At 39.8% G+C, this 13,415-nt stretch carries 13 protein-coding genes; 8 read left to right on the top strand and 5 right to left on the bottom strand.

Annotated elements, in window-relative coordinates; all coding sequences use genetic code 11:
• Nucleotides 1-322 precede the first annotated feature (322 nt).
• The 3 genes from K1I97_RS04160 to K1I97_RS10185 are packed head-to-tail and all read right to left on the bottom strand — an operon-like array spanning nt 323 to nt 2,175.
• Nucleotides 323-1,141, bottom strand: coding sequence for a TIGR03943 family putative permease subunit (locus K1I97_RS04160; protein ID WP_223331563.1), 819 nt, complete (start codon nt 1,139-1,141; stop codon nt 323-325).
• Nucleotides 1,138-2,043 (bottom strand): permease, encoded by a 906-nt coding sequence (locus K1I97_RS04155; RefSeq protein WP_223331562.1) that lies wholly within the window; start codon nt 2,041-2,043, stop codon nt 1,138-1,140. The genes K1I97_RS04160 and K1I97_RS04155 overlap by 4 nt, the downstream gene beginning before the upstream one ends.
• Nucleotides 2,044-2,175 (bottom strand): SPJ_0845 family protein, encoded by a 132-nt coding sequence (locus K1I97_RS10185; protein ID WP_000268696.1) that lies wholly within the window; start codon nt 2,173-2,175, stop codon nt 2,044-2,046.
• A gap of 130 nt (nt 2,176-2,305) precedes the next feature.
• Between K1I97_RS10185 and K1I97_RS04150 the strand changes: the two genes are divergently transcribed.
• From K1I97_RS04150 to K1I97_RS04130, 5 genes are all read left to right on the top strand, one after another.
• Nucleotides 2,306-4,435, top strand: a complete 2,130-nt coding sequence (locus K1I97_RS04150; protein ID WP_223331561.1) for a Tex family protein — start codon at nt 2,306-2,308, stop codon at nt 4,433-4,435.
• Nucleotides 4,422-4,871, top strand: a complete 450-nt coding sequence (locus K1I97_RS04145) for a SprT family protein (RefSeq protein ID WP_223331560.1) — start codon at nt 4,422-4,424, stop codon at nt 4,869-4,871. Before K1I97_RS04150 ends, K1I97_RS04145 begins: the two co-directional genes overlap by 14 nt.
• Before the next feature lie 59 nt (nt 4,872-4,930).
• Nucleotides 4,931-5,203, top strand: a complete 273-nt coding sequence (locus K1I97_RS04140) for a PspC domain-containing protein (protein WP_223331559.1) — start codon at nt 4,931-4,933, stop codon at nt 5,201-5,203.
• A gap of 593 nt (nt 5,204-5,796) precedes the next feature.
• Nucleotides 5,797-6,555, top strand: a complete 759-nt coding sequence (locus tag K1I97_RS04135) for an ABC transporter ATP-binding protein (protein ID WP_223331558.1) — start codon at nt 5,797-5,799, stop codon at nt 6,553-6,555.
• Between the two features lies 1 nt (nt 6,556).
• Nucleotides 6,557-8,545, top strand: coding sequence for an ABC transporter permease (locus K1I97_RS04130; protein WP_223331557.1), 1,989 nt, complete (start codon nt 6,557-6,559; stop codon nt 8,543-8,545).
• 39 nt (nt 8,546-8,584) lie between these two features.
• Here K1I97_RS04130 and K1I97_RS04125 read toward each other — a convergent pair whose 3' ends face one another.
• Nucleotides 8,585-9,280, bottom strand: a complete 696-nt coding sequence (locus K1I97_RS04125; RefSeq protein ID WP_223331556.1) for a VIT1/CCC1 transporter family protein — start codon at nt 9,278-9,280, stop codon at nt 8,585-8,587.
• Nucleotides 9,281-9,496: 216 nt separating this feature from the next.
• Here K1I97_RS04125 and ccdA2 point away from each other — a divergent pair, with 216 nt between their 5' ends.
• Together ccdA2 and sdbB are read left to right on the top strand one after the other, a co-directional pair.
• Nucleotides 9,497-10,204, top strand: coding sequence for a thiol-disulfide oxidoreductase-associated membrane protein CcdA2 (ccdA2, locus tag K1I97_RS04120; protein ID WP_223331555.1), 708 nt, complete (start codon nt 9,497-9,499; stop codon nt 10,202-10,204).
• Nucleotides 10,205-10,216: 12 nt separating this feature from the next.
• A complete protein-coding gene (gene sdbB / locus K1I97_RS04115) occupies nt 10,217-10,762 on the top strand; it encodes a thiol-disulfide oxidoreductase-associated lipoprotein SdbB (protein ID WP_000755591.1) in 546 nt (181 codons plus the stop codon).
• Between the two features lie 29 nt (nt 10,763-10,791).
• On the opposite strand, the gene pbp3 is transcribed toward sdbB, so the two are convergent.
• Nucleotides 10,792-12,036 (bottom strand): D-alanyl-D-alanine carboxypeptidase PBP3, encoded by a 1,245-nt coding sequence (gene pbp3 / locus K1I97_RS04110; RefSeq protein ID WP_223331554.1) that lies wholly within the window; start codon nt 12,034-12,036, stop codon nt 10,792-10,794.
• 103 nt (nt 12,037-12,139) lie between these two features.
• Here pbp3 and K1I97_RS04105 point away from each other — a divergent pair, with 103 nt between their 5' ends.
• Nucleotides 12,140-13,249, top strand: a complete 1,110-nt coding sequence (locus tag K1I97_RS04105) for an AI-2E family transporter (RefSeq protein ID WP_223331553.1) — start codon at nt 12,140-12,142, stop codon at nt 13,247-13,249.
• Nucleotides 13,250-13,415 lie beyond the last annotated feature (166 nt).

The raw sequence follows: 13,415 nt of genomic DNA, 5'->3' as shown, positions 1-13,415 counted from the left end.
AAGTTAAATTTGCTTTGAATAGATTATTAAAGATTGTATTGCAATTAATCTCCTAGGAATAGTTTCGTTATTTTTCCATAGTTCGATTCATTTAAGTCCTGAATCAATACTCCGATTACTTAAGTTGTAAAGCTAATATATCGCGGTTAAGTTTTATTGGGATAAGATTTTTTACTAGGGAATAATTTTTCTTTCTCAACGCTTTTTCTTCAGTCAAATCGATTTATAGCAAACTTAAAGGACTTAGCTCTGAGCAATTCTGAACTAAGTCCTCATAATTATTCGTTGATAACCTTTTGAATTTTTGATAAGATATATATGTTTATTGAAACACGCGATAGACATAAGGATTTTCTGGTTTGTCTACTTTTGTGAAACTCTCAACTTCCAGTGTTGGGAGTTTTTGCTTGAGTTCTTTATGGTAGTGGAGGGTCAGGGTTCCTCTAGCGGTGATCCAGGTATTGTCAGGATACTGGCGTGAGTTTCCCTTGGTCAGGAGTCCATATACACCAGAGTCTGCGATACAGTGGATGATTCCAAAGCGAAAGAGGAACTGGTTGTCTGGATGGCTAGGATCGTTATAGACAAAGCCTGTAAATTCGATTTTCTTTCCTTCAAACTCTTGAGGATAGTCATAGAGAACTTCCATGACCTCCATATAGTTTTCATCAGTGATTTGAATGGTTGGTTGGGATAGGTATTTATCAGCTGTAGTCCTCATTTCCTTTTCATAAGCAGATTTGGAAAAATAGGTACTGGTATCGGGTTTGAGGTATTGACTGGATGCTCCTTCGCTTGCCTGAATGGCTGTGTTGATTCCCTCAGCAAGTGGGAAATGATATCCTTTGGCAGACACGGTTCTCGAGTCCAAACTTACTGTCGGAAAGGCAACCCCAATCAACAGAGGTAGTGACAGTAAAAGGATACTGATTCGTCTAGCTCGACGACTTTCCAAATGGCTGTGAGAGTTGATTTTCTTAATCCAGATATAGAATTGGACCAGAGTCAACAGAAGAGAAAGGACCATAGAGATATAGACTAGATAGGAATAGTGGAGGTTGATGTAGTGACTGAGCTTGCCAGATAGCTGCAGATATAGAGTTAGGGCAAAATAACCCAGTAAAATGAAAAATCGGATCATAGCATCACCCCCAACATGTAAGAATAAAGCAAGACAAGCACTGTCACGATGCCCATGAATTGCCAGATGAAGCGTGCTTTGAGATAGTGTTTCATCATGAGGAGATTTTTGATATCAAGCATGGGGCCAATGACCAGAAAAGCAAGGACTGGTGCTAGGCCGAAGCTCGAGAGGAGAGAAGCACCGATAAAGGCGTCCGCCTCGCTACAAAGAGAGAGGAGAAAGGCTAAAAACATGAGCAAGAGAATCGCAAGGACTGGACTTGCGCTGATAGAGGTCAAGATCCGAGTCGGGACATAGACCTGCACGATAGCCGCAAAGAGACAGCCAAAGACCAAGTAACGCCCCATATCGAAAAACTCGTCAATAGCTTGTATAAAGACCTGAAACACTTTTCTAGCGGGACTCAAGTGTGAAAAGTCATGTTCATGACAAGCGATAGGATTCCCTTTTTGAATGGGTTCCTTCCAGAAAAATCCGAGGAAAATTCCAAGCACCAAAGCAATCACAATGGCTCCAAGCGCTCGCAAAAAGGCAAGTTTTATTGAATTGCCAAAGGCAGAATATGTTGCGAAAAGAACGATAGGATTGATAATGGGAGCAGTCACCAGAAAGGGAACGGCCGTGTAGCTAGGCACTTTCTTTTCCAGAAAACGATTGATAATTGGAACGATTCCACACTCGCATGATGGAAAGAGAAAGCCAATGAAGGTACCAAAAAAGATCCTCCCCCAACGATTGCGAGGAAGAAACTCATAAACTTTATCAGGTGTGATATAGACCTCAATCAACCCCGAAATCAGACTCCCAATCAGGACAAAAGGAAGGGCTTCAATCATGATGGAGAGAAAAATAGCCCCGGCTTGTAAGATGCTAGGAGGAAGAGATTGGAAAATCGTCATCTATTTTTTCTTCTCAACTTTTTCTTTTTTATCTTTGTCATCTGGGAAAGTGACTTGTGTTAAGTCAGGAAGTTTGGCGAATTCTTCAAACATCTTGTCCAAGTCATCCGTTTTTGTAAATTTAACAGCCATGGGCCTACCTCTTTTCTATATTCTATCTCTATTATACTATTATTTTGTGGAAAGGGGATTATTTTGATAATCAAAGATGCAAAAACAGGTAAGGCAAAACAAGAGCAGTTCCTTATGGTATAATAGGTTTATGGATAAAAAATATGAAAAAATCTCCCAAGATTTGGGTGTAACCTTAAAGCAAATCGATACTGTTCTAAGTTTGACGGCTGAGGGGGCGACAATTCCCTTTATCGCGCGTTATCGAAAGGACATGACTGGTAGTCTGGATGAGGTGGCGATTAAGGCTATTATCGACTTGGATAAAAGTCTGACAAATCTCAACGACCGTAAAGAAGCTGTCTTGGCTAAGATTCAAGAACAAGGCAAACTAACCAAGGAATTGGAAGTAGCTATTTTGGCAGCTGAAAAATTAGCAGACGTAGAAGAACTCTACCTTCCTTATAAGGAGAAACGTCGGACCAAGGCAACCATTGCTCGTGAAGCTGGACTCTTTCCTCTCGCCCGTTTGATCTTGCAGAATGTAGATGGTTTAGAGAAAGAAGCTGAGAAGTTTGTCTGTGAAGGATTTGCGACTGGTCAAGAAACTTTAGCTGGTGCAGTTGATATCTTGGTAGAAGCTTTATCTGAAGACGTCAATCTACGTGCTATGACCTATCAGGAAGTGCTGAGACACTCTAAAATCACTTCGCAGGTCAAGGATGAAAGTCTTGATGAAAAACAAGTTTTTCAGATTTATTACGATTTTTCAGAGACAGTTGGTAACATGCAGGGCTATCGTACCTTGGCCCTCAATCGTGGGGAAAAATTAGGCATCTTGAAAGTCGGCTTTGAACATACGACGGATCGTATCCTAGCTTTCTTTGCAGCCCGTTTCAAGGTAAAAAATTCCTATATAGATGAAGTGGTTCAGCAATCTGTTAAGAAAAAAGTCTTGCCTGCTATCGAGCGCCGTATTCGGACAGAATTAACTGAGAAGGCAGAAGAAGGAGCTATCCAACTCTTTTCGGACAACTTGCGAAATCTCCTCTTGGTTGCTCCGCTAAAAGGTCGCGTAGTTTTAGGATTTGACCCTGCCTTTCGTACAGGTGCCAAGCTAGCTGTCGTTGATGCGACGGGGAAAATGCTGACGACCCAAGTCATCTATCCTGTTAAACCAGCATCAGCTCGTCAGATTGAAGAAGCCAAGAAAGATCTGGCAGACTTGATCGGTCAATACGGTGTGGAAATTATTGCCATTGGAAATGGGACGGCCAGTCGCGAAAGTGAAGCCTTTGTGGCGGAAGTTCTTAAAAATTTTCCAGAAGTCAGCTATGTTATCGTTAATGAGAGCGGTGCTTCTGTCTACTCTGCCAGCGAACTTGCGCGTCAGGAATTTCCAGAATTAACCGTTGAAAAACGCTCTGCTATCTCTATCGCCCGTCGTTTGCAAGATCCCCTCGCTGAATTGGTTAAAATTGATCCTAAGTCAATCGGTGTCGGTCAATACCAACACGATGTCAGTCAAAAGAAACTGTCTGAGAGTTTGGACTTTGTCGTCGATACGGTGGTCAACCAAGTCGGTGTCAATGTTAACACAGCCAGCCCAGCTCTTCTTTCCCACGTAGCTGGACTCAATAAAACCATCTCTGAAAATATCGTCAAATACCGTGAGGAAGAAGGAAAAATCACTTCACGCGCTCAAATCAAGAAGGTTCCTCGTCTAGGTGCCAAAGCCTTTGAGCAGGCTGCTGGTTTCCTCCGTATCCCTGAAAGTAGCAATATCCTTGATAATACTGGAGTTCACCCAGAGAACTATACTGCGGTTAAGGAGCTCTTCAAACGTTTAGATATTAAAGACCTAAACGAAGAAGCACAAAATAAGCTTAAGTCCCTTTCTGTCAAGGAAATGGCGCAAGAACTAGAACTTGGACCAGAAACTCTTAAAGATATTATTGCAGATCTTCTCAAACCAGGTCGTGATTTCCGTGACTCTTTTGATGCTCCAGTTCTCCGTCAAGATGTTCTGGATATCAAGGATCTTGTTGTCGGTCAGAAGCTGGAAGGTGTAGTGCGGAATGTCGTTGACTTCGGTGCCTTCGTTGATATCGGGATTCATGAGGACGGCTTGATCCATATTTCCCATATGAGTCGTAAATTTATCAAACATCCCAGCCAAGTGGTGTCAGTCGGAGATTTGGTAACGGTTTGGGTTAAGAAAATCGATACTGAACGTGAAAAAGTTAATCTGTCGCTCCTAGCTCCAGATGAATCTAACTGAGTACGTTCAGTCTGTTTCCCTAGAAGATTTTGGTAGACCTTTTACACACCCAGCCAAGTGGAATTCTCGTCTGCGAACGACAGGTGGGCGATTTTTCCCCAAGGATGGACATTTGGATTTTAATCCCAAGATTTATAATGAACTAGGTTTGGAAGTCTTTCGCAAAATCGTGCGCCATGAACTCTGTCACTATCATCTTTATTTTCAGAAAAAGGGGTATCGCCATAAGGACCGAGATTTTAAGGAACTTTTGAAAGAAGTGGATGGGCTGCGCTTTGTACCACCTTTGAAAACACAAACTCAAATCCCCTACCTAATCTATCAGTGCCAATCCTGCCAGCAATGCTATCAACGCAAGAGGAAGATTGACACAAAACGCTATCGCTGTGGCGTCTGCCATGGCAAACTGGTCATCTTAAATCAGCCTAAGGACTGATGTTCTTGATTCCGTTTCATGCTATACTACTTGTAAGAATATCGAAAGAGGATACAATCATGAATACAAAATTTTATAAAATGAGACGAAATCGCATGGTGTCAGGAGTTTTAGCTGGTCTATCAGACAAGTGGAATTTTGATGTAACTCTAGTCCGCTTTCTCTTCGCCATTTTTACCGTGGCAAATTTTGGAATTGGTGTGATTATTTATATCATCCTTGCCTCTATCCTACCAACCAAGGAAGACATAGAAGCCGAAATGTACGGGACAGGACCACGCAAACGCAAGGAAGTCCAAGCCATTGAAGACAATGATGGCTGGTTTTGGTGAGTAAATCTACGGTAACAAAAGTTTTGCAATATTACTACAAGAGAAAAGAAGGCAGTAGCATGCTTAGGAAATACTTTAAAAACTATAAATGGACGGACGTGTTCTGGATTCTATTTATTTTCATTACTAGTTTTCTATCAACCAATAATTTCTTATACCACTTAACGAAACAGGATTTTTCAGAAGAAGGTTGTATTTTAGCAATTCCTTTGTTTCTTTTTCATTTTCTCTTCATTGATAAATTTATCATTTCTAGACGAAATCAAAAAGATGATTAACTTTTAACCCTTGTATTTTCAAGGGTTTTCTTTTTGTTTTGCATTTATGGTACAATACTTCTAGTGAAATTTCTAAATTTTTTTCTATCTTACAAAAATGTAAGATTAAAGTCTCTTTTGTAAGGTTAGGTTATGGCAGGCCGTCTTTTTTTGCGATAAACTAGACTCATAAAGAACAAAGGAGCAAAACCATGAAAAGAATCTTACAAAAGAAAAGAAGAAAACCAAGTCAAAAAGATATCGAGCGTGTTCAACTGGGATGCGCTATGATGCAAGCACAGTTTCAATTGATGGGATATTAAGAAGGAGAAGATCATGACACTTTTAGATGTAAAACACGTTCAAAAAATCTATAAAACACGTTTCCAAGGCAACCAAGTAGAGGCCCTCAAGGACATTCACTTTACAGTGGAAAAGGGTGACTACGTTGCCATCATGGGGGAGTCTGGTTCTGGGAAATCAACTTTGCTCAATATCCTAGCTATGCTGGATAAACCAACTCGCGGGCAGGTTTACCTAAACGGAACAGACACAGCCACTATTAAAAATTCACAGGCTTCGAGTTTCCGTCGTGAGAAGTTGGGCTTTGTCTTCCAAGATTTTAACTTGCTAGATACCCTGTCTGTTAAGGACAATATCTTGCTTCCGCTAGTTTTATCACGCAAACCTATCACGGAGATGATGAAGAAATTGGTAGTGACCGCTGAAAATTTGGGTATCAACCAATTGCAAGAGAAGTACCCTTATGAGATCTCTGGTGGTCAAAAACAGCGGGTAGCAGTAGCACGCGCCATCATTACAGAACCTGAAATTCTCCTTGCTGATGAGCCAACCGGAGCCCTTGACTCCAAGTCATCCGCAGCTCTTCTGGATGTTTTTGATGAAATCAATGAGCACGGGCAAACCATTCTCATGGTGACCCACTCAACTGCGGCAGCCAGCAGGGCCAAGCGTGTCCTTTTCATCAAGGATGGGATTCTCTATAACCAAATCTACCGTGGAGACAAGACAGAGCGTCAGATGTTCCAAGAAATCTCTGATACCTTGACTGTTATGGCAAGCGAGGTGAATTAGTATGTTCCGATTAACCAATAAGTTAGCGGTTTCTAACTTAATCAAAAACCGCAAACTCTACTATCCCTTTGCCCTTGCAGTTCTCTTAGCTGTGACTATCACCTATCTCTTTTACTCATTATCACTTAATCCTAACATTGGCAAAATCCGAGGGGCAGAAAGTATCTCTATGACCCTCGCTCTCGGTATGGTAATTGTTACCATCGCCTCAGGAATTATTGTCCTTTATGCCAATAGTTTTGTCATGAAGAACCGTTCCAAGGAGCTGGGTGTATATGGTATGCTGGGTCTCGAAAAGCGCCATCTGATTAGTATGGTTTTTAAGGAGCTTCTTATTTTCGGTTCCTTAACGCTGACAGCTGGTCTTGGCCTAGGAGCTCTCTTTGATAAGCTCATCTTTGCCCTTCTTCTGAAGTTAATGAAAATGAAGGTGGAGCTCGTTTCGACTTTCCAACCAATTGTCTTTATCCTAGTTATCCTTATTTTTGGAGCTATTTTCCTAGGTTTGATTTTTATCAATGCCTTTCGCATCGCACGCATGAATGCCCTTCAGCTCTCTCGTGAAAAAGCTAGTGGTGAGAAAAAAGGACGATTCTTAGGTTTCCAAACCATTCTAGGTCTAATCAGTCTAGCAGCTGGTTACTACCTAGCAGTGACAGTTGAAAATCCTTTAACTGCACTCATGATTTTCTTTGTGGCAGTTTTGTTAGTAATTTTTGGAACCTATCTCTTGTTCAATGCAGGGATTACAGTCTTCCTACAAATCTTGAAGAAAAACAAGCGTTACTATTACCAACCTAATAACATGATTTCCGTATCCAATCTCATTTTCCGCATGAAGAAAAATGCGGTTGGTCTGGCGACGATTGCTATTCTCTCAACCATGGTCTTGGTGACTATGTCTGCTACAACGAGCGTCTTCAAGGCTTCAGAAACTTTCAAGAAAGTCATGAATCCGCATGATTTTGGGATTACAGGGCAGAATGTTGAAAAAGAAGACATCGAAAAACTCTTGAGCCAGTATGCTAGCGATAAGGGATTAACTGTCACAAAGAAAGAAGTCCTTACATACAGTAACTTTGGCGTGGCAAATCAAGAAGGTACGAAATTGACAATTTTTGAGAAAGGTCAAAATCGTGTTCAACCGAAAACTATTTTTATGGTCTTTGATCAAAAAGACTACGAGAATATGACGGGGCAAAAACTTGCACTTTCAGGTAGGGAAGTTGGCTTGTTTACTAAAAACAAAGAACTTCAAGGTCAAAAAGAACTGACTCTTAATGATCAGACCTACACGATCAAAGAAGAAATCAAAAAAGATTTTATTCTTGAACATGTCCCAAATCAGTACAATATTCTAACTTCGGACTATAACTATCTGGTTGTTCCAGATTTACAAGCCTTTCTTGACCAACATCCTAATTCTTCCATCTTTAATCAATATTATGGTGGTATGAATGTGACGGCTAGCGAGGACGAGCAACTTAAAATTGCAGATGACTATTCAAAATTCGTTAACAACTTTAATAGAGAATTAAACAAAGAAGGAAGCTATGTTTACGGAAGCAATCTGGCTGATAGCAGTGCGCAGATGAGTGCTCTCTTTGGTGGAGTTTTCTTCATCGGTATCTTCCTCTCTATCATCTTTATGGTGGGAACGGTTCTTGTCATCTACTACAAACAAATCTCTGAGGGCTATGAAGACCGTGAACGCTTCATCATTTTGCAAAAGGTCGGTCTCAATCAAAAGCAAATCAAGCAAACCATCAATAAACAGGTGCTAACTGTTTTCTTCCTTCCTTTGCTATTTGCCTTCCTACACCTTGCCTTTGCCTATCATATGCTTAGCCTCATCCTAAAAGTCATTGGGGTGCTAGATGCGACCATGATGTTGACCGTTACATTGTCCATCTGCGCCATCTTCCTCATCGTCTACGTTTTGATCTTTATGATTACTTCAAGAAGCTATCGCAAAATTGTGCAAATGTAAAAAAGATACCTCGATGTTTATCGAGGTATTTCTTTTATCTTAGATACTAAAGAGTTGTCCCAAGAGGAAGGTTACACCCATGGTGAGAAGTCCGATACAGAGGTTACGGATCATAGCAGTTTTTGTCGGTGCTTTTCCAAGTTTGGCAGAAGTATAGCCTGTTAGGAGTAAAGAGAGGGCGACAATAATCACAGTTGCAGGGATACGATAAGTACTTGGGAAGATAGTAATAGAAAGCATAGGTGGTAGACTTCCTAAGACAAAAGCAATAAAGCTAGAGATGGCAGCATGCCAAGGGTTTGTAAACTCTTCGTACTCGATTCCATACTTTTCCTCGACCAAGGCTTTGAGTGGATTTTTTAAAAAGGCCTTGTTGGTCAAGAGCTGAGCTGAGGTTTCACACTCACCGTTTTGAAGGTAAGCAGCATAGAGGGATTGTTTTGCAGATTCGATGTCCTTATCCAAGAGTAGTTGCTCTCTAGCGACAGCGGCTTCTTCCGTGTCTTTCTGAGTGGATACAGAGACATATTCGCCACCTGCCATAGAAAAAGCACCAGCGAGGATAGCGGCCAATCCTGATAAAAAGATAATCCAGATATTGCTCGTCGCACTGGCAACACCGATAACGACTCCAGCGATGGAAATAATCCCATCATTTGCACCCAGAACACCTGCACGCAGGATATTGAGCCGTCCTGCAAAGCTAGCATCAATTTCATGTTTTATTTCCGTCATAGTCATCTCCTTTCTCTCCATTATAGAGAAAAGAATAGGAGAATACAAACTTTTTAAACTATCTGAAAAAAGTTCTACGATTCTAATTTTTTAATTTTTTTTATTTTTATCTTGAATTGTCAAGTTTAGATAAAATAAACAAGCGTAGCAAACTTCTTACAAATTTATTCTTTTGTAGTAAAATAAGATTAGAATGTTGAGAAAGTAGGTAATTTGTTGGAGTCGATTATATTTCTAATATCCGTTTTTTTAGCAGGTATTCTGTCCTTCTTTTCACCCTGTATCTTTCCTTTACTACCTGTCTATGCTGGTATTTTACTGGATGATCAGGGAAATTCGAAAAGTTTTCGCTTTTTTGGAAGAAACGTTGCATGGTCAGGCTTAATTCGGACATTGTGCTTTATTGCTGGAATCTCCCTCATTTTCTTTATTTTGGGATTTGGAGCTGGATTCTTAGGGCACATGCTCTATGCTGACTGGTTTCGTTATGCAATGGGAGCAGTCATTATCCTCTTGGGCCTTCACCAGATGGAAATCTTGCATTTCAATAAACTGGAAGTTCAAAAGACAGTCACCTTCAAACAATCAAAGTCAAATCACTATCTTTCAGCCTTTTTGCTTGGGATAACCTTTAGTTTTGGTTGGACCCCTTGTATTGGACCAGTTTTAAGTTCGGTCTTGGCTCTTGCAGCTTCAGGAGGAAATGGTGCTTGGCAAGGAGCCATACTAACCTTAGTGTATACATTGGGAATGTCCCTACCTTTCATTGTTTTGGCCTTGGCTTCGGGCTGGATCATGCCCTACTTTAGTAAATTAAAACCCCATATGATTCTACTAAAGAAAATCGGGGGGGCCTTGATTATTTTGATGGGATTATTATTAATGCTAGGGCAGTTAAATGCCTTGTCAGGAATTCTTGGATAAAAGGAGAAAAAGATGAAAAAAGTTATTTTTGCTGGATTGAGCCTCATGTCTCTATTCTTGTTGATTGCCTGTGGTGAAAAAGAAACCAAACAGACAAGCAGTCCAAAACAACCTGCTGTACAACAAATCGCAGTCGGTAAGGATGCACCAGACTTTACCTTGCAGTCTATGGATGGCAAAGAAGTGAAGTTATCAGACTATAAAGGGAAAAAGGTCTATTTGAAATTCTGGGCTTCTTGGTGTGGACCATGTAAAAAAAGCATGCCTGAGTTGATGGAACTAGCTGCAAAACAAGACCGAGACTTTGAAATCTTGAGTGTCATTGCACCAGGTCTACAAGGTGAAAAAACAGTTCAAGACTTTCCAAAATGGTACCAAGAACAAGGCTACAAGGATATACCAGTTCTATATGATACGCAAGCAACTACCTTCCAAGCTTACCAAATTCGTAGTATTCCAACGGAATACTTGATTGACAGTCAAGGTAAAATCGGAAAAATCCAATTTGGTGCTATTAGCAATGCTGATGCAGAAGCGGCTTTTAAAGAAATGAAATAAAGAAAAAATCGCGATTGTTCGCGATTTTTTTATAGTTTTTCATTGATAAAGCGGATAAATTGATTCCACCAAACCTTCAAAAAGAAGGCTTTTTCTACTTTCTTTTCAGAAACCATTTCAAAAGATGGTTTGTCGGAAGTGAGGTAGCCTTGACCAATCAAATCCTGGTCATCATAGGTTAGGGTACCGACTACTTTTCCCTCTTCCAAAGGGGCAGTTTCTGATGTTGCTTTCGGTGTGAATTGCAGAGCTGGTGTAGAACTGCTTCCAATGCGTTGGATAACTGAAATATCTGACTTAGCGACAGCTGGCACATTATCTTCTTTACCATCAAGAACTGTTACTTTACTATCGTTGTATGCTTCACCTTTCTGAACGACGGTTTTTAAGGCAAAGTTAGCAGAAATGTAATCTAAAAGTGCAGAAGTAGCAGTAAAACGTGCATATGGGTTGGTATCTTGTTGATCTGCATTTAAAACAACTGTAATAATACGCATCCCTTTCTCAACAGTTGTTCCAACGAATGATGCACCAGCTTTATCAGTAGTACCTGTCTTTAGGCCATCAATCCCCCCACGATAGGCAGGCATTCCCTCCAACATATAGTTAGTTGAGTGGATTTCAAGTCCTGCAAAGGTAGAAGTTGGTTTTTTGGTGATTTCCAAAACTTGAGGATAATCTCGGATAAGGTTTCGAGCGATGATGGCCACATCGTAAGCGCTTAGTTTGTTTTCCTCATCCTTTTTAGAACCAGGATAGATATTATTTCCAAGTGTTTCGTTATTGAGTCCAGTAGTATTGACAATAGTAGCATCTTGGATACCCCATTCAAGAAGTTTCGCTCTCATTTTGTCAACGAAGTCTTTCTCTGAACCAGCAATTTTTTCAGCAAGAGCAATTGCTGCACTATTGGCACTTGATACTAGAGTCGCTTCCAATAATTGTTCCACTGTGTACTTACGTGCCTCCATAGGAACATTACTAGCCTCAGAATTGGTTGTGAGTTGGTATGGATAGTCAGAGATATCAACTGGGGTAGATAGGCTAATTGTACCTTGATCCAAGGCTTCATAGACTAGGTAGACAGTGAGAATCTTGGTGATTGAAGCAATTTCAACAGCTTGAGTAGCATCTTTCTCGTAGAGAATTTTCCCAGTGTTTGCTTCAACAGCAATGGCATGCTTGGCAGCGACATCAAAATCCTGCGCAGATACAGTAGGAACGACTGTGCCAAAAATGATAAGAGTTAGTAAGGATAAAATTATTTTCTTCATAGTAGTTTTATTCTATCACAAAGCAAAAAAATATTCTTGTTTTTATAACAAAGCGACTCAATATTTTTAAGAAATATGATAAAATAGAAAGAAGGAGGTAGCTATGTTCCGTAGAAACAAGTTATTTTTTTGGACAACTGAAATTTTACTACTAACTCTCATTTTATATCTTTGGAGAGAGATGGGAGCGATTGTCACACCTTTTGTGATGGTAGCCAATACCATTATGATTCCTTTTTTGCTCGGAGGATTTTTCTATTACCTGACAAATCCCATCGTAACATTTTTAGAAAAGAAATGTAAAATCAATCGTTTGATAGGTGTGCTCATCACTCTTTGTGCCTTGATTGGCACAATAGTAGTAGGAGTAGTCTACTTGCTACCGATTTTGATCAATCAGTTGACAAGCTTGATTATTTCTAGCCAAAATATCTATAGCCGCTTGCAAGATTTGATATATGATTTATCAATGAATCCAATCTTTCAAAATATTGATATTCAAAAAACCATTCAACAGTTGAATTTATCTTATGTTGATATATTGCAAAATATTCTAAATGGTGTGAGTAATAGTTTAGGTAGCGTTCTCTCAGCCTTGTTTAGCACAGTTCTAATTCTCATTATGACACCGGTCTTTTTGATTTATTTCTTGTTAGATGGTCATAAGTTTCTTCCTATGCTAGAGCGAACGATTTTAAAACATGATAAGTTAAATTTTTCTAGTCTCTTGACCAATTTGAATACGACCATAGCACGTTATATTAGTGGAATCGCGATTGATGCGGTTATTATTGGATGTTTAGCCTATATTGGTTACAATACAATCGGGTTGAGATATGCTCTAGTATTTGCTATTTTCTCTGGTTTGGCAAATCTTATTCCCTATGTTGGACCAAGTATTGGTCTAATCCCCATGATCATTGCCAACGTCTTTACTGATCCGCACAGAGTACTTATAGCTGTAATTTATATGCTGATTATTCAACAAATTGATGGGAATATCCTTTATCCTCGTATCGTTGGAGGAGTCATGAAGGTTCATCCAATCACCATTTTGGTCCTTCTCTTACTTTCTAGCAATATTTATGGTGTTATCGGAATGATTGTGGCAGTGCCAACCTATTCTATCCTAAAAGAAATTACCAAGTTCTTAGCTAAATTATATGAAAACCATAAAGAAGCTAAAGAGCAGGAAAAATCAGAATCAATCTAAAAATCGAGGAAACCTGATTTTTTGATGAAAACAGCACGTCAAAATGGAAACAAACTTGAAATGATGTTACTGTAAAGAAATAGAAGAGCGGTATTTCATAAGATTCAGATTAATTCATAAAATGTGTGTAAAACACTTGCAATTTAGCTGAAATTTGATAAAATAG

It is taken from the genome of Streptococcus oralis (assembly GCF_019929345.1).
Taxonomy (GTDB): Bacteria; Bacillota; Bacilli; order Lactobacillales; family Streptococcaceae; genus Streptococcus.
Note: the sequence above shows the minus strand (reverse complement) of the source record. Positions and strands in the feature narration are given on the sequence as shown.